The 20,105-nt window shown below is 54.2% G+C and carries 19 protein-coding genes and 1 pseudogene; 9 read left to right on the forward strand and 11 right to left on the reverse strand.

Annotated elements, in window-relative coordinates:
* Positions 1–3: 3 nt before the first annotated feature.
* From leuC to leuA, 3 genes are read right to left on the reverse strand one after another with little or no spacing between them, the layout of a single operon-like run.
* Positions 4–1,404: a 3-isopropylmalate dehydratase large subunit gene (gene leuC, locus L1D43_RS16425; RefSeq protein WP_239853302.1), complete on the reverse strand. Its 1,401-nt coding sequence runs from the start codon at positions 1,402–1,404 to the stop codon at positions 4–6.
* Positions 1,404–2,498, reverse strand: coding sequence for a 3-isopropylmalate dehydrogenase (gene leuB / locus L1D43_RS16430; protein WP_239853304.1), 1,095 nt, complete (start codon positions 2,496–2,498; stop codon positions 1,404–1,406). The genes leuC and leuB overlap by 1 nt, the downstream gene beginning before the upstream one ends.
* A 55-nt stretch (positions 2,499–2,553) precedes the next feature.
* Positions 2,554–4,125, reverse strand: a complete 1,572-nt coding sequence (gene leuA / locus L1D43_RS16435) for a 2-isopropylmalate synthase (RefSeq protein ID WP_239853306.1) — start codon at positions 4,123–4,125, stop codon at positions 2,554–2,556.
* A gap of 581 nt (positions 4,126–4,706) precedes the next feature.
* On the opposite strand from leuA, the gene L1D43_RS16440 reads away from it, so the two are divergent.
* The gene (locus L1D43_RS16440; RefSeq protein WP_239853308.1) at positions 4,707–6,392 is read left to right on the forward strand and encodes a histidine kinase; all 1,686 of its coding nucleotides are present in this window, start codon (positions 4,707–4,709) and stop codon (positions 6,390–6,392) included.
* 24 nt (positions 6,393–6,416) lie between these two features.
* Here L1D43_RS16440 and recQ read toward each other — a convergent pair whose 3' ends face one another.
* On the reverse strand, positions 6,417–8,249 hold the full coding sequence (recQ, locus tag L1D43_RS16445; RefSeq protein ID WP_239853310.1) for a DNA helicase RecQ: 1,833 nt from the start codon (positions 8,247–8,249) through the stop codon (positions 6,417–6,419).
* 237 nt (positions 8,250–8,486) lie between these two features.
* Between recQ and L1D43_RS16450 the strand changes: the two genes are divergently transcribed.
* Together L1D43_RS16450 and rarD are read left to right on the forward strand one after the other, a co-directional pair.
* Positions 8,487–8,951 carry a thioesterase family protein gene (locus L1D43_RS16450; protein ID WP_239853312.1) on the forward strand — a complete coding sequence of 155 codons (465 nt, stop codon included), beginning with the start codon at positions 8,487–8,489 and terminating at the stop codon, positions 8,949–8,951.
* Between the two features lie 155 nt (positions 8,952–9,106).
* Positions 9,107–9,994: an EamA family transporter RarD gene (gene rarD, locus L1D43_RS16455; protein ID WP_239853314.1), complete on the forward strand. Its 888-nt coding sequence runs from the start codon at positions 9,107–9,109 to the stop codon at positions 9,992–9,994.
* Here the strand turns inward: rarD and L1D43_RS16460 are convergent.
* The 5 genes from L1D43_RS16460 to radC form a co-directional block, all read right to left on the reverse strand.
* Positions 9,965–10,549: a hypothetical protein gene (locus tag L1D43_RS16460; RefSeq protein ID WP_239853316.1), complete on the reverse strand. Its 585-nt coding sequence runs from the start codon at positions 10,547–10,549 to the stop codon at positions 9,965–9,967. The two genes, rarD and L1D43_RS16460, sit on opposite strands and share 30 nt — an antisense overlap.
* Before the next feature lie 419 nt (positions 10,550–10,968).
* Positions 10,969–12,288, reverse strand: coding sequence for an amino-acid N-acetyltransferase (gene argA / locus L1D43_RS16465; RefSeq protein ID WP_239853318.1), 1,320 nt, complete (start codon positions 12,286–12,288; stop codon positions 10,969–10,971).
* 311 nt (positions 12,289–12,599) lie between these two features.
* Positions 12,600–12,773, reverse strand: coding sequence for a 50S ribosomal protein L33 (rpmG, locus tag L1D43_RS16470; RefSeq protein ID WP_041508955.1), 174 nt, complete (start codon positions 12,771–12,773; stop codon positions 12,600–12,602).
* 6 nt (positions 12,774–12,779) lie between these two features.
* Positions 12,780–13,016 (reverse strand): 50S ribosomal protein L28, encoded by a 237-nt coding sequence (rpmB, locus tag L1D43_RS16475; RefSeq protein ID WP_011867275.1) that lies wholly within the window; start codon positions 13,014–13,016, stop codon positions 12,780–12,782.
* 123 nt (positions 13,017–13,139) lie between these two features.
* Positions 13,140–13,817 carry a DNA repair protein RadC gene (gene radC, locus L1D43_RS16480; protein WP_041508954.1) on the reverse strand — a complete coding sequence of 226 codons (678 nt, stop codon included), beginning with the start codon at positions 13,815–13,817 and terminating at the stop codon, positions 13,140–13,142.
* Between the two features lie 126 nt (positions 13,818–13,943).
* On the opposite strand from radC, the gene coaBC reads away from it, so the two are divergent.
* The 5 genes and pseudogenes from coaBC (at position 13,944) to folE (ending at position 17,370) form a co-directional block, all read left to right on the forward strand.
* A complete protein-coding gene (gene coaBC, locus L1D43_RS16485) occupies positions 13,944–15,149 on the forward strand; it encodes a bifunctional phosphopantothenoylcysteine decarboxylase/phosphopantothenate--cysteine ligase CoaBC (RefSeq protein WP_239853319.1) in 1,206 nt (401 codons plus the stop codon).
* Positions 15,146–15,604, forward strand: a complete 459-nt coding sequence (gene dut / locus L1D43_RS16490) for a dUTP diphosphatase (protein WP_239853321.1) — start codon at positions 15,146–15,148, stop codon at positions 15,602–15,604. Before coaBC ends, dut begins: the two co-directional genes overlap by 4 nt.
* Before the next feature lie 115 nt (positions 15,605–15,719).
* Positions 15,720–16,313 carry a nucleoid occlusion factor SlmA gene (gene slmA / locus L1D43_RS16495; protein WP_041508952.1) on the forward strand — a complete coding sequence of 198 codons (594 nt, stop codon included), beginning with the start codon at positions 15,720–15,722 and terminating at the stop codon, positions 16,311–16,313.
* A 22-nt stretch (positions 16,314–16,335) separates the two neighbouring features.
* A pseudogene (locus L1D43_RS16500) lies at positions 16,336–16,500 on the forward strand (prolyl oligopeptidase family serine peptidase); the annotation flags it as partial.
* 225 nt (positions 16,501–16,725) lie between these two features.
* Positions 16,726–17,370, forward strand: coding sequence for a GTP cyclohydrolase I FolE (folE, locus tag L1D43_RS16505; protein WP_041508989.1), 645 nt, complete (start codon positions 16,726–16,728; stop codon positions 17,368–17,370).
* An 81-nt stretch (positions 17,371–17,451) separates the two neighbouring features.
* Here folE and pyrE read toward each other — a convergent pair whose 3' ends face one another.
* On the reverse strand, positions 17,452–18,093 hold the full coding sequence (gene pyrE, locus L1D43_RS16510; RefSeq protein WP_160798823.1) for an orotate phosphoribosyltransferase: 642 nt from the start codon (positions 18,091–18,093) through the stop codon (positions 17,452–17,454).
* A gap of 84 nt (positions 18,094–18,177) precedes the next feature.
* Positions 18,178–18,891, reverse strand: a complete 714-nt coding sequence (gene rph / locus L1D43_RS16515) for a ribonuclease PH (RefSeq protein ID WP_011867283.1) — start codon at positions 18,889–18,891, stop codon at positions 18,178–18,180.
* A gap of 181 nt (positions 18,892–19,072) precedes the next feature.
* Here rph and L1D43_RS16520 point away from each other — a divergent pair, with 181 nt between their 5' ends.
* Positions 19,073–19,936, forward strand: coding sequence for a YicC/YloC family endoribonuclease (locus tag L1D43_RS16520; protein WP_239853322.1), 864 nt, complete (start codon positions 19,073–19,075; stop codon positions 19,934–19,936).
* The last annotated feature ends 169 nt before the right edge of the window (positions 19,937–20,105 follow it).

The following is a 20,105-nucleotide window of genomic DNA, read 5'->3' on the forward strand; positions in this document are numbered from 1 at the left end:
CTCCTAGTATGGCTTGCGAATATCGACAAAGTGACCGGCAATCGCCGCAGCGGCCGCCATCGCAGGACTCACCAGATGAGTGCGACTACCGCGTCCCTGACGCCCCTCGAAGTTACGGTTACTGGTGGAGGCACAGCGATCCCCCGCCTCCAGCCTGTCATCGTTCATCGCCAGACACATGGAGCAACCCGGCAGGCGCCATTCAAATCCGGCGTCGATGAAGATCTTATCCAGACCTTCCGCCTCCGCCTGCTCTTTTACCAGACCAGATCCGGGTACCACGATTGCCGTGACGCCCTCAGCCACCTTACGCCCCTTGGCTTGGTGAGCCGCCGAGCGCAGATCTTCGATTCGCGAGTTGGTACAGGAGCCGATAAACACCTTGTTGATGCTGACGTCTGTCATCTGAGTACCAGGAGTCAGCGCCACATAATCGAGCGCCTTCTCGATACTGGCCTTAACCGTAGGATTCGACTCATCTGCGGGGTTAGGCACACTCTCATCTATGGCCACCACCTGGCCCGGATTGGTACCCCAGGTCAGTTGCGGGGCGATATCGCTCGCCTCCAACACCACATGGGCATCGAACACGGCATCATCATCAGACTTCAGCGCCTGCCAGGCGGCGACCGCCTGCTGCCAAGCTTCGCCCTTAGGGGCAAACTCACGGCCTTCGAGGTAATCGATAGTGGTCTGATCCGGCGCTATCATACCCGCCTTGGCCCCCATCTCGATCGCCATGTTACAGACGGTCATGCGGCCCTCCATCGACAGGGCGGCAATCGCCTCGCCGCAGAACTCCACCACATAACCCGTGCCGCCATCCATGCCGATCTTGCCTATGATGGCCAGCACGATATCTTTGGCGGTGATCCCCTCGGCCACCTGGCCGCGCACCTCGATCTTCATGGTCTTGGCCTTGAGCTGACGCAGGGTTTGGGTGGCCATCACATGCTCCACCTCTGAGGTGCCGATGCCGAAGGCCAAGGCGCCGAAGGCGCCATGGGTCGCCGTGTGCGAGTCGCCGCAGACAATCACAGTGCCCGGCAATGTGATGCCAAGCTCGGGGCCCATCACATGGACAATCCCCTGATTCTTATGATGAATATCGTATAAACGCACACCAAACTCTTTACAGTTTTGTGCCAGCGTCTCCACCTGAGTGCGCGCCATGGGGCTGAGTGCATCCAGGCTGGCGCTCTTGGTCGAGGTGTTATGATCCATGGTGGCAAAGGTCTTCTCTGGCGCCCGTAATTTACGGCCGGCGACTTTCAGGCCGCTGAAGGCCTGAGGCGAAGTCACCTCATGCACCAGATGGCGATCCACATAGATAAGCGGCGCCTCCCCTTCGGGGGCGGCTACGATATGGCTGTCCCATACCTTTTCATACAGTGTCTTCGCCATTAGTTTGCCTCTCTGACTGCTTGGGCAATATAGTCGCCCATCTCGCGGGTTGATTTTGCCTTGTCACGCTGAGCTGCGGGCAAGAGTTCTCCAGTTAAATAGCCATCGCTCAATGCCTTGGCGACCGCATCTTCAATCGCCTTGGCTGCCGCTTCCTCCTTGAGGCTGTGGCGCAGTAACAGCGCCGCAGACAGGATCTGCGCAATCGGGTTGGCAATGCCTTTACCAGCGATATCCGGCGCACTGCCCCCGGCGGGTTCATAAAGGCCGAAGCCATCGCTGTTGAGGCTCACCGAAGAGAGCAAGCCCATGGAGCCGGTCAGCATGGCGATCTCATCTGAGATGATGTCGCCAAACAGGTTAGAGCAGAGCATCACATCGAAATCGAAGGGACGACGCAGCAGCTGCATGGTGGCGTTGTCGATATAGATGTGTTCCAGCTCCACATCGGGGAACTCCTTGGCCACCTCTTCGACCACCTCACGCCACAACACTGAGCAGGCCAGCACGTTGGCCTTATCCACAGAGGTCACCTTCTTACGACGACCGCGAGCCGCCTCGAAGGCTATCTTGGCGATGCGGCGCACCTCGCGGCGGCTATAACGCATGGTGTCGAAGGCTTCCTCTTGCTCTCCCTCGCCCTGACGCCCCTTTGGCTTGCCAAAATAGATGCCACCGGTTAGCTCGCGCACGCACAGCACGTCGAAGCCCTGGGCCGAAATATCGCTCCGTAGTGGCGACATATGCTCCAGTCCGCCATGCAGCTTGGCCGGACGCATGTTGCAGAACAGCTCAAAATGCCCCCGCAGCGGCAGCAAGGCACCACGCTCTGGCTGATCGTTAGGCGGCAAGTGTTCCCACTTAGGGCCACCTACCGAACCAAACAAGATGGCGTCGGCCGCCTCACAACCCTTTAGGGTCGACTCGGGTAACGGACAACCATGATTGTCGATGGCCGCACCGCCCACATCATACTCACTATACTCTATGTCCAACGAGAAACGCTCTTCTACCGCCTTTAGCACCTTACGTGCTTCGACCATGACCTCGGGACCTATCCCATCACCGGCCAATACCGCGACTTGATAACTCATACCTCAAGTAACTCCCTGCAATTAATTGTCTTTATACTGTTAAATTTGAAATTTGTTATACGCCGCCCAACTCGGTGCGCGCCTGTTTTAGCTTATGCTTGTTCTCGGCCACCTTGTCGGCACGCCAGGTGAGATTCATCACGTGAATAAGTGCTGCCGCCGAGGCCTCGACCACATCGGTCGCCAGGCCGACGCCGTGGAAACTCTGCTCATGGTAGTTGGCGGTGATATCCACCTGCCCCAGGGCGTCTTGGCCCTCGCCCTTGGCGCTGAGCTGATAGCTGCTGATGTTAACTTCACAGCCACTGGCGCGGGCAATCGCCTTGTAGGCCGCATCGACCGGGCCGTTACCTGTGGCGGCCTCGGTCACCGACTCGCCGTCGATGCTTAAGGTCACTGTGGCGGTTGCCTGCCCCTGGGTAGAATCCGAATGCACCACCAGCTGCTGCAAGCCATAGTGGTTTTCATCTTCCGCCTGAGCCTCCACATACACCAGTGCCTCTAAGTCATAATCGAATACCTGGCCCTTCTTGTCGGCCAACTTCAGGAAGGCCTCATACAGGGTGTCCATGTCGTAGTCTTGCTCGCCATAGCCCATCTCTTCCATGCGATGTTTGATCACGTGACGGCCGGAGCGGGAGGTCATGTTCAGGTTGTTGCGGTTAAGGCCGATACTCTCTGGCGTCATGATCTCGTAGGTGTTTTGCGACTTCAGCACGCCGTCTTGATGGATACCCGAGGAGTGCGTAAAGGCATTGGCGCCGACGATCGCCTTGTTGGCCTGGACCGGCATGTTACACAGCTGGCTCACCAGGTTAGAGGTACGGTGGATCTCTTTGGCATTGATTCCCGTCTCCAGCCCCAGGCTGGCCTTGCGGGTGGCGATGATCATGGCGATCTCTTCCAGGGAGCAGTTACCGGCGCGCTCGCCGATGCCGTTGACGGTACACTCAATCTGACGTGCCCCGTGCTGCACCGCGGTGATGGAGTTAGCCACTGACAAGCCTAAATCGTCATGACAGTGCACCGAGATCACCGCCTGGTCGATGTTAGGCACACGGTTAAATAAGTTTTGAATGATACCGCCAAACTCGCTCGGCACCGTATAGCCAACGGTGTCGGGAATGTTGATGGTCTTAGCGCCCGCCTTGATAGCGGCCTCGACCATGCGGCACAGGTTATCTATGGGGGTACGACCTGCGTCTTCACAGGAAAACTCCACATCGTCGGTAAAACGGCGGGCATATTTCACCGCGCCGACCGCCATATCCAACACCTGGTCGAAGGAGCGTTTCAACTTACTCTCCACATGTATGGTAGAGGTAGAGATGAAGGTATGGATACGGAACTGATCCGCCACAGACAGAGACTGGGCCGCGGCGTCGATATCCTTTTCCAATGCCCTGGCTAAGGCGCAGACTCGGCTATTCTTGATGGTGCGGGCAATGGTCTGCACCGACTCGAAATCACCCGGCGATGAGACGGGAAAACCCACCTCCATCACATCCACCCCCAGACGCTCGAGTGACAGTGCTATCTGTAGCTTCTCCTTAACCGTTAAACTCGCCGCTAATGCTTGCTCACCATCTCGTAAGGTCGTATCAAATATTATCACTCGGTTAGACATCTGGTTTCTCCATGGTACGTCTAGGCTCTAATTTTGGGTGTTCGTCGAATCCATAAACAAAAAAACCCCGCGTTGTTGGGCGCGGGGTTTATGAATGCTGGGTGTGTTATTAAGCGTGCAACACTACATTCTCCGCGCAGGACCTGCGAGAATGAGAATAAGGAGGCTGAGGAGTGCACGGTTAATAGTCGTCATTGTATTCAATAAAAGTAATTAATTATTCGTTTCGCTTCGAAAGATTGATTAATATTTAACGTGTGTCTGTTCAATAGTCAACCCCATATTTTTCATGTTTGCCACATTAGACCAGATAAAAATCTTGATTAACTGCGCAAATCTAACCATTAATTTGCTCACAAGAGTGACTAAGTGATTAAATTCAGCATACTAGGTCATTTGTCGAGCATTCCCTCTGATTCCAACCGCGGGTACTATTTTTTATGCAATTGCTGATGAAAAATCAGTATAATGCCGCCAATGGAAACAGATATAGCACACTCGTTCCGGAGCTTTTAAAAATGGATTTTCGTCTCATAGTGTTAAGTCTCAGCCTGTGGCTGATCCCCGCTTATGGGGACACTATGACAGAGTTAGATGAGTTGGCCCAAACCGTCTACCAATATCCCAACAAGACACTGACACAGATCTCGGCGCTGGAACAACGCCTGGATCAGGAAGACACGTCTGACGAAAATCGTCTCAGGCTCGCGCTGCTCAAGTGTGAGGCCTTCGTCCAGCTGGGCGAAAACGAGGCCGCCATCAACCTGGGCCGTATGAGCGAAGCCAAGGCTAAGTCCCTAAAGCTCAACCAGCTCAGCCCCTATTTTCTCAACTGTATGGCCGCGGCCTATATCGATTATGGCGACCTCAGACAGGCGCTGACTCTTCTGGACTCGGCCATCTACCTCTCTCGCGAACAGCAGCAGCCTCAGTCCTTAGTCAACGGCCTGATGCTACGCGGTAAGATAGATACTCATATCGAGAGCCAGAGCAGTGCCCTGGAAGATCTGCGCCTGGCCCAAGATATCTACCCCGATACCGAGAAGCAGAGGCCACAATGGCTTACCCCGCCAAGGCCCTATGTGCAACTGGCCATGGCCGAGTTGCTGAGAACCAAGGGGCTCTATAACCAGGCGTTCAACAATGCCAGAGTCGCGCTCGATAGCGAACAGACCACGGGCAAGGTGCGACTGACAGTGCTGCTCACCCTGGCCAAGATTGCCCACTACAACCAAGAGGTGAAGTTCAGGGATGACATGGTGCTCGAGGCCAAGATTTTACTGCCCGAATTAGCCACGGCGACCGAACTGGCAGAGAGTTACACCCAACTGGCGGAAATAGAGTTTCTCAGGGGAAATGACAAGAGCGCCATCCAGCTACTTAATATCGCCCTCAACACCTTCGACAAGCAGAAGAAGATCAACGACACCCTGAGGGCCAACCGTCTACTGGCCAATATTCAGTTAGCAAATGGCAATCAGGCCCTGGGGACCGAGCTGATGCAAAAGGCGATCGCCATCGGCGAGCGCACTAATCAGTTTGACGAGCTCGTCTACTGCTATGGCAGCCTGAGCCGCTATTTTGCCGACATCGGCCAGTACAAGGAGGCCTATCAGTATCAGCTGAAACGCTTCGAGATGGCCCAGCGCAGCTACGAATTTCTCAAAGACACCCGACTGCTGCAGATCAAGGCGCAGCTGGGACGTTACCAGCAACTTGCCCAGGCCAGTCAACCAAAGCCCATCAAGCTCGACGCCAACATTAGCGACAGCTATGGGTTAATCGGTATCCTGGTGCTCTTCCTGCTGCTGACGCTGTTTATTCTGCTCAACCGTATCAGAATGCCTAAGGCACCGCCGCCGGTGAGCCAGAGAGATGAACCCATGAGCACCCAGGAGAAGATGGAAGCCCTGCTGACCAGTGCCAAACAGATAGGTTTTCCTATCACCATCTTGCTGATCAACCCCAGTCATCTGGCCAAAGCCGATGTGGACAGGCTACTGACCCGCCTGTCACAGAAGATACGTCAGCAGGATATCTTGATGAGCACCAGCGCCGATCAGATACTGATCATGCTACCCTTCACCTCGCTGGCGGGGGCACAGCTCATCGCTCGTCAGCTAAGCGAGATCATCACGCCGCTCCAAAACGGTACCCGGGTCAACATGGGGATGGCAGTGATGCAGCATCACGACACCCTCTCCTCACTGGTTAAGCGGGCCAGTGTCGATCAGTTGAGTAAATACAGCGGCCAGCAGGCACACTGATCCGCGAGCCAGGCAGCGACTTACTTAGCCACGGGTGAGGTAATCGTTGATCTCGTCGAGGAAGTCGCCGCCGAAACGCTCAAGCTTGGTCTCTCCCACGCCGTTGACCGCCAGCATCTCGCCAGGACTGGTCGGCAGCATGCCCGCCATCTCGGCCAGGGTGGCATCGTTAAACACCAGATAGGGCGGTACATCCAACTCTTCTGCCAGGCTGCGACGTAGCTGCTTCAGGCGAGCAAACAGTTTCCTGTCGTAATTGATTGGCGCCCGGCTAGTGCTGCGACGCTTCACATGTGTGGTGATGCTAATACGCGGCTCGGCGAGCTGTAGCGGCAACTCGCCCTTGAGCACGGCCCGCGCCTGGGGATTGAGCTTTATGGCCGAGCCTCGGGTAATATCCTGACTGGCGAAGCCTAGGTGGATGATCTGACGAATGATACTGAGCCAGAACTCATGGCTCTTATCCTTGCCTATGCCCCAGGTCGACAACTTGTCATGGCCACGATCGACCACAGAGGCTGCCTTGGAACCCCGGAGCACCTCGATAAGATGATTCACGCCAAACTTCTGCTGCAGACGGAAGATGCAGGAGAGCACCTTCTGGGCATCTTCGACGCCATCATAGCGCTTAGGCGGATCCAGGCAGATATCGCAGTTACCGCAGGGCTCTGAGGCACTCTCATCGAAATAATGCAGCAGCACCTGACGACGACAGGTTTGCGCCTCGGCAAAGGCCGCCATGGTATTGAGCTTATGGTATTCCACCTGTTGCTGCGGCCCCGGCTCCTGCTGCTCGATAAGATGGCGCACGCGCCCAATATCGGCGGGGTCAAACAGCATGAAGGCCTCGGCATCCAGGCCATCTCGGCCGGCGCGACCTGTCTCCTGATAATAGGCCTCGACGCTCTTGGGAATATCGTAATGCACCACGAAACGCACGTTGGACTTGTTGATCCCCATGCCGAAGGCCACGGTCGCCACCACGATATCCAGTTGATCCTTAAGAAAACGCTCCTGAATATCGGCGCGCTCCTCCTGGGTCTTACCCGCATGGTAGGCATCGGCCTGATACCCCTGCATGCGCAGACGCTCGGCCACTTCATCCACCCTGCGCCGACTGCTGCAGTAGATGATGCCGCTGTTGCCATTCTGTGCCTGAATAAACTGCCTGAGCTGATTGGCGGCATTCAGCTTCTCCGCCACGGTATAACGAATGTTGGGCCGGTCGAAACTGGTGAGCAATTCGAAAGGCGCGATCCCCAGCCGCTGACAGATATCCACCCGGGTCGCCTTGTCTGCCGTGGCCGTCAGCGCCATCATGGGCACCTGAGGAAACAGCTGCTTCAGTCGACCAAGCGCCGCATATTCGGGCCTGAAGTCATGGCCCCACTGAGAGATACAGTGCGCCTCATCGATGGCAAAGAGGGAGAGCGGCAGATTGCGTAACCGCTCGATAAAGCTGTCGGTCAGCAGGCGCTCCGGGGAGACATAAAGCAGCTTGAGCTCGCCATTATGCAGCTGGCGATAGATGGTCAGCGCCTCTTCCCGCGACTGTGACGAGTTAAGATAAGCCGCCGCAACCCCCATCTGTTTCAGGCTATCGACCTGATCTTTCATTAAAGAGATAAGCGGTGACACCACCAGCGTCAGCCCGGGTAAGACGAGTGCCGGTAGTTGATAGCACAGGCTCTTCCCCCCGCCGGTTGGCATGATCACCAGGGCGTCCAGGCCACCACAGACAGTGTCTATCACCTCACGCTGACCCGTCCTGAAGGTGCGATAGCCAAACACCGTCTGCAGGCAGTCGGCGAGCGGATCGCTTTGGGTCACATCGGCAGAGGTTAAGGCTAAGTCCATGGTGCTCAGTAATCAATAATTTGGCCGCTTATTCTAATCAAGGCGGCTCGGCTTGTCTCATCTATCCGGGTATTAATTGTCACCTGGCCCCCATCGATTGCTGAAATTTTGTCCGCAGGCTTGCCTCACCCTGTGCATTAGCGATAGATTAAATGCTCTAGCCATCGTGCTAACGAGTGCCAAATTTAACCCTCTTGTACCCCGCAAGCGGCGTAGGACAAAACAAGGAGTGCCCCTATGACGACGCCCATACAAGCCCAGACCCTGGCTAGCGTAGCCGACATCTTCGATACCAAGGTCCCCTTTCACAACCTGCTAGGCATGGATATCAAACGCTATGATCTTCAGGGCGTCGAGGTCGAGGTAAAGATGCATAAAGACCTCATAGGTAATATCCATCAGCAGATCCTTCACGGCGGCGTGACGGCAACTGTACTGGATGTGGTGGGCGGACTGACGGCCTTCTCCGGCCTGGTCGCCAGCCGCGAAGACTGGCGTCTGGAAGATCTGCAGAAACGCCTGCAAACCTTGGGCACCATAGACTTGCGTATCGACTATCTCAGACCGGGACGCGGCGAGATCTTTACCGGCACGGGCACAGTGATAAGGGCCGGCAATCGGGTCTCCGTCTGCCGTATGGAGCTGCACAACGAGAAGGGCTCTCATATCGCCTTCGGCACGGGCACCTACATGGTGGGCTAGCAGCCTCACCGCCCTGTTTATCCCGTCAAGTTAGCGAGACGCCCTGGCAATGGACCGTACCAGTGCCGGGGCATAAAAGATTGGCGTTCGCCGCTTGAGTCATGCCGTTTAGGCGCCTACAATGCCTCTCCCGCTCTTTTTCTAAATCCTAAACTATGGCCGATATTGAGTATCGTAAAGGGGTAGCGCTCGCCATCTGCGCCTACTGCCTGTGGGGCTTCGCTCCCCTCTATTTTAAGCTGCTAAATCATGTGTCGGCGACTGAGATCCTGCTGCATCGTGTGATCTGGTCCTTCGTATTCATGCTGATCTTGATGCAATTTATCGGTGGCTTTGCCAAGCTGCGCGCCCTGTTTCGACAGCCCAAACAACTTGGCGTGCTGGTGATCACCTCGATTCTAATCGCCGGTAACTGGCTGCTGTTTATCTGGGCAATCAACAACGAGCATATGCTCGATGCCAGCCTGGGCTACTTCATCAATCCCTTGGTCAACGTGCTGCTGGGCATGGTGTTCTTACAGGAACGTCTGCGCAGGCTTCAATGGGTCGCCGTCTCTTTGGCCTGCGCCGGCGTGCTGATCCAATTGATCTCTTTCGGTTCGATTCCTGTGGTGTCGCTGGGGCTCGCCGCCTCATTCGGCGTCTATGGTTTGCTGCGCAAGAAGGTCAATGTCGACGCCAAGACGGGTCTGCTGGTCGAGACGGCCATCTTAGTGCCGGTAGCCCTACTCTACCTGATGACGAATCTTGACGGCACCAGCATCTTGGAAAACAGCTGGCAGATGAACCTGCTGCTGATGGCGGCCGGCATCGTCACCTCGGTTCCGCTGTTGTGCTTTGCCGGCGCAGCAACCCGTATCCCGCTGTCGATACTAGGCTTTTTTCAATATATCGGCCCCAGCATCATGTTTATCCTGGCCGTCAGCCTGTTTAACGAACCCTTCGATCTCGAGAAGGGAGTCACCTTCGCCTTTATCTGGAGTGCGCTGGTGATCTTTACCCTGGACTTAGCCTTAAAGAGTCGGCGTAAGCAGGCTGGCTAACAAGGCCTCCGGCTGCTCTAGGCTCAAGATCAACAGGTAACCCTCGGTGGTTGGCAACACCAGCACCCGCTCTCTGTGGGTGACAGACAGTAGGGCGCTGGCTATGTTTTCGCTGGCTATGTGTTCGCTAACTATGTGTTCACTAGCTACGCTTTCGCTGGCTTCGGCCAGCTTAAACCAGCCCAGGGAATAGCCCGGCATTCCCACACCGTTGCTGCGATAGCTCAGCTTGGGCGCACCGTCTTCATCTAGGTTGAGGATTTTGGCCTCGGACGTCAGTAAGCTCTCCCGTGATAATTCGACCCGATAAAGCGGGATATCGACAAGCATAGTCGTCGGCGAGAGGCGAATACTGGCATCATGGGCCTTGTAGAACACCCAGGAGAGCAATCCCAATACGGCGATAATCATCCCAGAGGCCGCGTATTTCGCCCCCTTAGGTAGAGGCTTCACCTTCAGCAGCAATAGCACCAAGGCCACACCGAGCAGCATAGACAGGAACATAGCGCTCGTCGTCGAATCAAAGGTGGTGAGTTGAAAGACTTGAGTATCCATCTCTATATATCCTCCAGAAAAGATAGGCTTACACCTTCGCTAACAGTTACCGCTTAGTATCTCGGCCTAACCAAGAAGACTCTAGCCGAAAAAAACCTAGTCGAGAAAACCTTGGCCGAGAAAGCCCTAGCCGTGAAGAGCAGGGTGGTTTGTGGACCGTAGCAAAAATCAACAGATAGAGTCTGGTTTTAACGACATATTATGTCAATCTGTTTTTTGACGTTAAAGGATTCATGTAACAAGCCTAATGTCATGAGAATGGTGCCATGAGACTGGTGCTATAAGGCTGATGCTATAAGACTGATGCTCCGAATCGAATGCTACTAGCCTAATGCTCGGTTTCTCTTGCTCTGTCGCTGACGCATTAAAAAGACCACCGCGAAGGTGGCCTTTTACCAGCACTCTCTATCCAGGCGGATTTAAAGATCTAAGGCGAGAATCTTAGATTTACGCTGATAGTTATACAGCTGCTTCTTCTTGTCAGGCAGGGCATCGACCTCGACTATCTGAAAACCATGCTCGAGGAACCAGTGAATGCTGCGGGTCGTCAGGGCAAACAGGCGGGCATAACCACGCACCTTGGCCTGGCCTATGATGTTCTTCAGCAAGATGCTGCCACGATCGGCGTCGCGATAATCGGGATGCACCACCAGGCAGGCAAACTCACCGGCATTGTCTTCCTCGAAGGGATACAGTGCCGCGCAGCCGATCACCAGGCCGTCACGCTCGATCAGCATAAACTGTTCGATCTCCATCTCCAGCTGCTCACGGGAGCGACGCACCAAGACCCCGGCCTGCTCCAGCGGGCGAATAAGATCCAACACACCACCGATATCGGCAATGGTTGCCCGGCGCAGCCGCTCGGCGCTCTCGGTCACTATCTGGGTGCCGATACCATCGCGGGAGAACAGCTCTTGTAGCAGGGCACCGTCATCGAGATAACTGACAAAGTGGCAGCGCGCCACCCCATTACGGCAGGCGTCTATGCTGGCCTGTAAGAAGGCGCGGGTACCCACGCACCAGTTGTCTTCCTCGGTCAGCTCTGAGAGGATCCGCTGGGCATCGGTCGGCATCAGCTCGGCAATCACCTCGCCATTGCCGTCGAGAATCCCCTCCTTGGCGCTGAAGCCTATCATCTTATCGGCCTTGAGCTTCACCGCAATCTGAGTCGCAACCTCTTCGGCGGTGAGGTTAAAGCACTCCCCCGTCACCGATGCCGCCACCGGGCCTAAGAGCACTATGCCGTGATTATCCAGCTGACGTCTGAGGCCCGCCACATCGATGCGTCTTACCTTGCCGCTCAGGCAGTAATCGACACCATTGTCGACCCCTAAGGGTTGGGCTATCACGAAGTTACCGCTCACCACGTTGATCTGCGCCCCCTGCATCGGGGTATTGCTCAGGCTCATCGACAGACGCGCGGTAATATCCAGTTGCAGACCGCCAACCACCTGTTTGATCACCTTGAAGGACTCTTCGTCGCTGATGCGTACCCCGTTGTAGTACTCGGGTGAGAGATTATGCGCCGCCAGCGCCTCATCGATCTGTGGCCTGGCACCATGCACCAGGACTATCTTGATCCCCAGACTGTGAAGCAGGGCGATATCGTTGATGATGGAGCGAAACTGATTCTGTGCCAGCGCCTCACCGCCCAACATGACCACAAATGTCTTCCCCCTGTGTGCATTCACATAGGAAGCAGAATGACGAAACCCCTCGACTAACTCAGTAGTGCGCACGCGCGTAACCCCAATAATAAATATGTAAAAATATCGCCACCAGACGAATAACAAAACGATTTTATTGCATTTAAATTCACATTAAAAGCATTTGTTGTCATCTGATGCGATATTTTTTCATCATGGCAAAGCAGTCTGATTAAGCATAGCAGAACAGCTTAAGATCAGTGGCTTAGGTATTCAGCTGGATGGGGAGAGGAAGTGATTAGCTGGCTAATCAAAAAAAACAGTAAGCAGGCTGACACGCCGCTAAACGAGAGGCAAAAAAAAGCCCCTGCAATGAGGGGCTTTTCAGAAACATCAACCAAGCATTACTTGATTTTTGATTCCTTGTAGATAACGTGCTGACGAATAACAGGATCAAACTTCTTGATCTCCATCTTTTCAGGCATGTTACGCTTGTTTTTCTCAGTCGTGTAGAAGTGACCTGTTTTAGCGCTAGAAACTAGCTTGATCTTCTCACGGTTACCTTTAGCTTTAGCCATGGTTTATTACACCTTCTCGCCGCGGGCACGAAGTTCTGCAACAACAACTTCGATACCTTTCTTATCGATAATACGCATACCTTTAGTAGATACACGTAGCTGTACGAAACGCTTTTCGTCTTCTAACCAGAAACGGTGGTTCTGTAGGTTAGGTAAAAAACGACGACGAGTCGCGTTCTTAGCGTGCGAACGGTTGTTACCAACCATCGGCTTCTTGCCAGTAACTTGGCATACTCTTGACATGTCAATCTTCTCCAAAAACAATTTAACGCTCGAGCATTAATGTACCTCGAATATGGCCGTCGCCCGAGGCACACAAAGAGGGCGCATTTTATACAGGATCTAAAATCAAAGATCAAGGGATATTCAATCTATCCATCCCCTCTCTGCAAACGAAACTATCTCACGATCGCCTACAACCATATGGTCTAGCAGCGAAACATCTATAGTCGCCAACGCGTATTTCAATCGCTCAGTAATTCGCCTATCAGCATGACTGGGCTCAGCCACCCCGGAAGGATGGTTGTGACACACAATGACAGCTGCGGCTTTTTTCTCAAGCACTAGGCTTACCACTTCTCGCGGATAAACCGAGGCTGAATCTATGGTGCCACGGAACAATTCGACGAACTGAATCACCCTATGCTGACTATCGAGCAATAAGATGGCAAACACTTCGTAGGCACGATCCGCTAATTGTCTCATTAAATAGTCCCGAGTTAAATCAGGATCTGACAAAATCTTTCCTCTTTGTAGATTTTCTTTCGCGATTCGCTTGCTTAACTCGATGGCCGCCTGCAATTGGGCATACTTCACTGGGCCAATTCCCTGAATATCACACAGTTCGCTCAAGGAGGCGCTAAAGAGCGGTCTGAGGCCACCAAAATGACTTAACATCACTCGGGCCAGCGACACGGCACTTTGCCCCTTGAGGCCGTTTCTTAGCAACACGGCCAGTAGTTCGGCGTCAGAGAGCTGGTCGACGCCACTACGCAAGAGTTTTTCGCGCGGTCCTTCACCCTGGGGCCAATCTTTAATCGCCATAAACACTCCTTGTCACGGCACTCAGTTCCTACTCAGGCTTTAGAGTATGGTCTAGTTTTTAAAAACTTGTATCCTCAATCCAGAGTCGAGTGTGATATGGTTAGCGGGCAAAATGAAATACTGTTAATGATCACCATGAGTCTAACCAATAAAAAGATACTGCTGGGAATTGGCGGAGGCATTGCCGCCTATAAGTCTGCCGATTTGGTCCGCCGCCTGAAAGAGCGTGGCGCGGATGTTCGCGTCGTCATGAGTCAGGGCGCTCAGGCCTTTATCACCCCTATGACCCTGCAAGCCTTGTCGGGCCATCCGGTTGCCACCGACCTGCTGGATCCGGCCGCCGAAGCGGCGATGGGCCACATCGAGCTCGCCCGCTGGGCAGACTTAGTCTTGATCGCCCCGGCGACCGCTAACCTGATTGCCCGCATCAATGCAGGCATGGCCGATGAGCTCATCACCACCACCTGCCTGGCGACAGAGGCCCCCGTGGTGCTATGCCCGGCGATGAACCAGCAGATGTATCGCAACGCTGCGACTCAGGACAACCTAGATAACCTCAGAAAACGTGGCCTCACCATCTGGGGACCGGCATCGGGCAGTCAGGCCTGCGGCGAGATTGGCCCGGGTCGCATGGAGGAGCCCTTGGTGATCGCCGAACGCGTCGAACACTTCTTTGCCCCCAAGCTACTTCAGGGTGTGTCACTACTGCTCACGGCGGGTCCCACCCGCGAGGCGATCGATCCCGTGCGGTACATCTCTAACCACAGCTCGGGCAAGATGGGCTTTGCCCTGGCCAGAGCCGCCGCCGAGATGGGCGCCAAGGTGACCCTGGTCTCTGGCCCGGTCAATCTCGAGACACCTATGAATGTTAATCGCCTCAATGTCAGCTCGACCCAAGAGATGCTCGACGCCGTGATGCAACAGGTGCATCACAGCGATATCTTTATCGGCTGCGCCGCGGTTTGCGACTATCGCACCATGGATATTGCCGACGAGAAAATCAAGAAATCTGCCACAGAGATGTCACTTGCGCTCATACGCAATCCTGATATCTTAGCCACGGTCGCGGCCTGTGATACACGCCCCTTTACCGTGGGCTTTGCCGCCGAAACCCAAGATGTAGAGCGATACGCCAAGGATAAGTTAACGCGCAAGAAACTGGATATGATTGCCGCCAACGATGTATCGGATCCCGCATTGGGCTTTAACAGCGACGCCAACGCCCTCAAGGTATTCTGGTCGAACGGCCAGTATGAACTCCCCGCGACCGATAAATATACCTTAGCGAAGCAATTACTCACCCTGATCGCACAGCAGATGAAGACAGCATGAAGACGCCCATAGAACTCAAAATCCTCGATTCGCGCATCGGCTCACAGTTCCCCCTGCCCGCCTATGCCACCCCTGGCAGCGCAGGCATGGATCTACGTGCCATGATAGAGACCACTATGGTGATTCAGCCGGGCGAAACCCAGCTAATCCCAACAGGGATCGCCGTGCATGTCGCCGACCCCAGCCTGGCCGCCGTCATCCTGCCACGCTCAGGCCTTGGCCACAAACATGGCATAGTGCTAGGTAATCTGGTTGGCCTGATCGACTCCGACTATCAGGGCCCCCTGATGGTCTCTTGCTGGAACCGCAGCAGCGAGCCCTTCACCTTGGAGATAGGAGATCGCCTGGCCCAGCTAGTGTTTGTGCCCGTAGTACAGGCCGAATTTAAGCTGGTCGATGAGTTCGACACCTCAGATCGAGGCGATGGCGGCTTCGGTCACTCAGGTACTCGATAGCCAGATACGCGAGCACCCGGCACTCACAACCTCGACACGCCACACAGAACAATTAGAGAGCCATGGGCAACACCAGCCCATCGGCTCCTGTAGTAATTAAGTAAAGGACACTTAGATGGCTGCAAGCCCTAAAATCAACCGACGCGAACATATTCTTCAATGTCTGGCCACCATGCTGGAAACCAGCCCTGGCCAGCGAATCACTACGGCAAAACTTGCCGCCGAGGTAGGCGTGTCTGAGGCGGCGCTGTATCGCCACTTCCCCAGCAAGGCGAGAATGTTCGAGGGGCTAATCGACTTTATCGAAGAATCACTGTTGTCGCGCATCAACCTCATCATGGATGAAGAGAAAGACACCATGAGACGCTGCCAATTGCTGCTGCAACTCCTGCTGGTGTTTGCCGAGCGCAACCCAGGGATCTCCCGCGTGCTCAACGGCGATGCGCTGCTAGGGGAAAACGAACGACTGCGTAACCGTACCGGGCAGATCTTCTCCAAGGTGGAGACTCATCTGAAACAGATCCTGAGAGAGAAGACACTAAGAGAAGGCAAAGGCTTTGACTTAGACGAGGCCATCCTAGCCAACCTGCTACTGGCGGTAGCCGAAGGCCGCATCGCCCAATTCGTTCGCAGCGACTTCAAAAACAAGCCCACAGAACACTTCGCAGAGCAGTGGCAGTTTATTCAGCAACAATTACTTCAGAGTTAACAACGGGTAAAGGTAACTTACACCAATCGCACAGCTCGAAGCGCTGGAAGAAGGGTTCAAGAAACACAACTACCCTTATCAAAAACTGGTCATGGACGATGAGGGCCATGGCTTCTATAACGACGAACATAGGGCGAAATACTACCGCCAGATGATGAGCTTCCTCAAAGACAACCTTAAGCTCTAAACCCTTTAAAAACCCCAAAAGCCGATTGCCACAATCGGCTTTTTTGTTAATCCCCTAGTAATTCTGGGTATAAATTACCCGCAATTCAGGGTATCCTCCCTGACCCGCCGCCCTATGTTTACTGGCGCCGGACAGGCTATAATGAATATCTTAAAGGTTAATTTGTTAAAAAAATTAGTAAATTAACCTTACTGAATAGACCACTATCTGATGGTGGAGGACACGATGGCATTAAGTGAAGCAGCACAGCAGGTGCAAACTGCATTATTAGAGCGCGGTCTCGAGACGCCCATGGTCCCGTGCGGACTGAGCAGCGAGGCGCGCAAGGAAAAGATTGAGCACCATATGCGCGAGATCTTAACCTTAATGTCACTGGATCTGCGCGACGACAGCCTGGTCGAGACCCCTAAGCGTATCGCCAAGATGTATGTCGATGAGATCTTCTCGGGCCTGGACTACGAGAACTTCCCTAAGATCACAGTTATCGAAAACAAGATGGGCTTCGATGAGATGGTCAAGGTCAACGACATCAGCCTCACCAGCACCTGTGAGCACCACCTGGTGACCATAGACGGCGTGGCGACCGTGGCCTACCTGCCGCGCAAGAACATCATAGGCCTGTCTAAGATCAACCGTATCGTGCGCTTCTTTGCCCAGCGCCCTCAGGTGCAGGAGCGCCTGACGCAACAGGTTCTGGTGGCGCTGCAGACGCTACTTGAGACCAAAGATGTGGCAGTCAAGATGGATGCGGTGCACTACTGCGTTAAATCTCGCGGCGTGATGGACTCTACCAGCACCACGACCACCACGGCCCTGGGCGGTATCTTCAAGTCAAACCCTGCTACCCGCGCCGAGTTCCTAAGCAATTAAGCCAATGACTTTAAGCGAACTCCACCCAATAAAAAACGCTGCCTAGGCAGCGTTTTTTTGTTTCACGACAATTGATATCGATTAGATACCGTATTGGTCGCGATAGGCGCTTACCGACGCCAACTGCGCTTCCATGCCAGGTTTTTCCGACAAGTAGTTGATCAGATCTTCCAGCTTGATGATAGAGACGATGTTGCAGCCGAAGTCACGCTCGACTTCCTGAATAGCCGACAGCTCGCCCTTGCCTTTCTCCTGACGGTCCAGCGCAATCAACACGCCCGCCAACTCGGCATTGTGGGCCTCGATGATCTCCATAGATTCGCGAATCGCGGTACCAGCGGTGATCACATCGTCCACCAGCATCACACGGCCCTTAAGCTCGCTGCCCACCAGGCTGCCACCCTCGCCGTGATCTTTCTTCTCCTTACGGTTGAAGCAGTAAGGCATGTCGATATCATGGTGATCGCACAGAGCTACCGCCGTGGTAGTCGCGATAGGAATCCCTTTGTAGGCGGGGCCAAACAACAGATCATACTCGATACCCGAATCCACCAGCGCCGCCGCATAGAAGCGACCCAGACGCGCCAGATCACGCCCGGTGTTAAACAGGCCGGCATTAAAGAAGTAAGGGCTAGTGCGGCCTGACTTTAACGTAAATTCGCCAAAACGTAATACCTGACGCTCAAGGGCAAACTCAATAAACTCACGTTGATAGGCTTTCACAATCTCTCCTTTTTAAAATGTAGGGGTACGCTCAATTCGATTTAAAAAAAGGACCCCGTAGGGTCCTGATCAACAAAATAATGATTAACTCAATGCCGCCTTCTGCACATCGACGATCTCGCGAATGCCGTGCTTGGCCAAATCCAGCAAGCTGAGCAACTCTTCATGGCTGAAGGGTTCGCCCTCGGCAGTGCCCTGGATTTCGATGATCTTACCTGTCTCTGTCATCACCACGTTCATATCGGTCTCTGCGGCGCTATCTTCCACATACTCGAGATCGCAGATGGGCTCACCTTTGTAGATGCCCACACTAACGGCGGCAATCAAAAACTTAAGGGGGTTGGTCTTAATCAGTCCCTTACCGCGGGCCCAGTTGAGCGCATCAACTAACGCCACACAGGCACCGGTAATGGCTGCGGTGCGGGTGCCACCATCGGCCTGGATCACGTCACAGTCGATGACGATAGTGTTCTCACCCAGCGCCTTCATGTCTACCGCGGCGCGCAGAGCACGACCGATAAGACGTTGGATCTCCTGGGTACGACCAGACTGTTTACCACGGGCAGCCTCACGATCCATACGGCTGTGGGTCGAGCGTGGCAGCATGCCATATTCGGCGGTTACCCAACCTTGGCCCTGACCTTTCAGGAAACGTGGCACCCCTTCGGTGAAGCTCGCGGTGCACAGCACCTTAGTTTCGCCAAATTCGATTAATACAGAACCTTCTGCATGGGCAGTGAACTGTCGCGTAATGGTTACCGGACGAGATTGAGCTGGGGTTCTGTCACTTGGGCGCATTGGCATTTCCTGTTTGAAATAGAGATAAGCAGATTTGGCTGCATATTATAGGGGCTTGCGCGCTTCGATGCCATGTTAATCATGACCCAAAGCGTAAAGGGAGGAGAGTTTGCTTTAACCCTGCACCTCATCGGACTATAATCCAAGGTCACTAAATCGATTTAAACTATTGGAATTACCCATGATCCAAAGCATGACAGCCTATGCTCGCATCGAGCACAAAGCACAATGGGGCACCGCCTCCTGGGAGATCCGCTCGGTCAATCAACGTTACCTGGAAACCTACCTGCGACTGCCAGAACAGCTGCGCAGCCTGGAGCCTGTCCTCAGAGACCGTCTGCGTAAACGTTTAAATCGCGGCAAGATCGAGGTCAACCTGCGCTACGATCTTGGCGAAGAAAAGAATAACGAACTGCAACTCAATCAGGCGCTGGCCAGCCAGATCATTCAGGCAGCCAACTGGGTCAAGCAGGAAGCCGGTCAAGGCGAGATCAACATAGTCGACGTGCTTCGCTGGCCGGGTGTGATGTCAGGTAGCGAGCAGGATATGGACGCCATCGGCAAAGAGCTACTCTCCGCCTTCGACAGCGCGGTCGATCAGTTTATCGAGGCCCGTGGCCGCGAAGGCGACGCCATCAAGACCATGCTGGAAACCCGCCTGCAGGCCATCGAGGAACAGGTCGCCATCGTTCGCCAGCACATGCCTACCGTGATGCAGTGGCAGCGCGACAAACTCACCAACCGCTTAGCCGAGATCCAGGGCGAACTGGATCCCGCTCGTCTAGAGCAGGAGATGGTGCTACTGGCGCAGAAGATGGATGTCGCCGAAGAGATGGACAGACTCGACGCCCACGTCGCCGAGACCCGCCGCATCCTCAAAAAAGGCGGCGCCCAGGGCCGACGCCTCGACTTCATGATGCAGGAATTCAACCGCGAGTCTAACACCCTTGCCTCCAAATCCATCAGCTCAGAGGTCACCGCCGCCGCAGTAGAACTCAAAGTGCTTATCGAGCAGATGAGAGAGCAGATCCAAAACGTGGAATAATAGTTATAGCAGTATTTTATTGCATTCAAACCATTAAAATACAACAACTTACATTAATAAACTTTCTACCACCGTATTCTTTAATACGCTATTAACCACCGCCAACTGGTGGTTAATGTGGTGGGTGTGATAGACTTACCATAAAGGTAAGTGGTGGGTAAAATAATTA

This window comes from Shewanella sp. Isolate8 (assembly GCF_022398495.1).
In the GTDB taxonomy this organism is placed as follows: domain Bacteria; phylum Pseudomonadota; class Gammaproteobacteria; order Enterobacterales; family Shewanellaceae; genus Shewanella; species Shewanella aquimarina.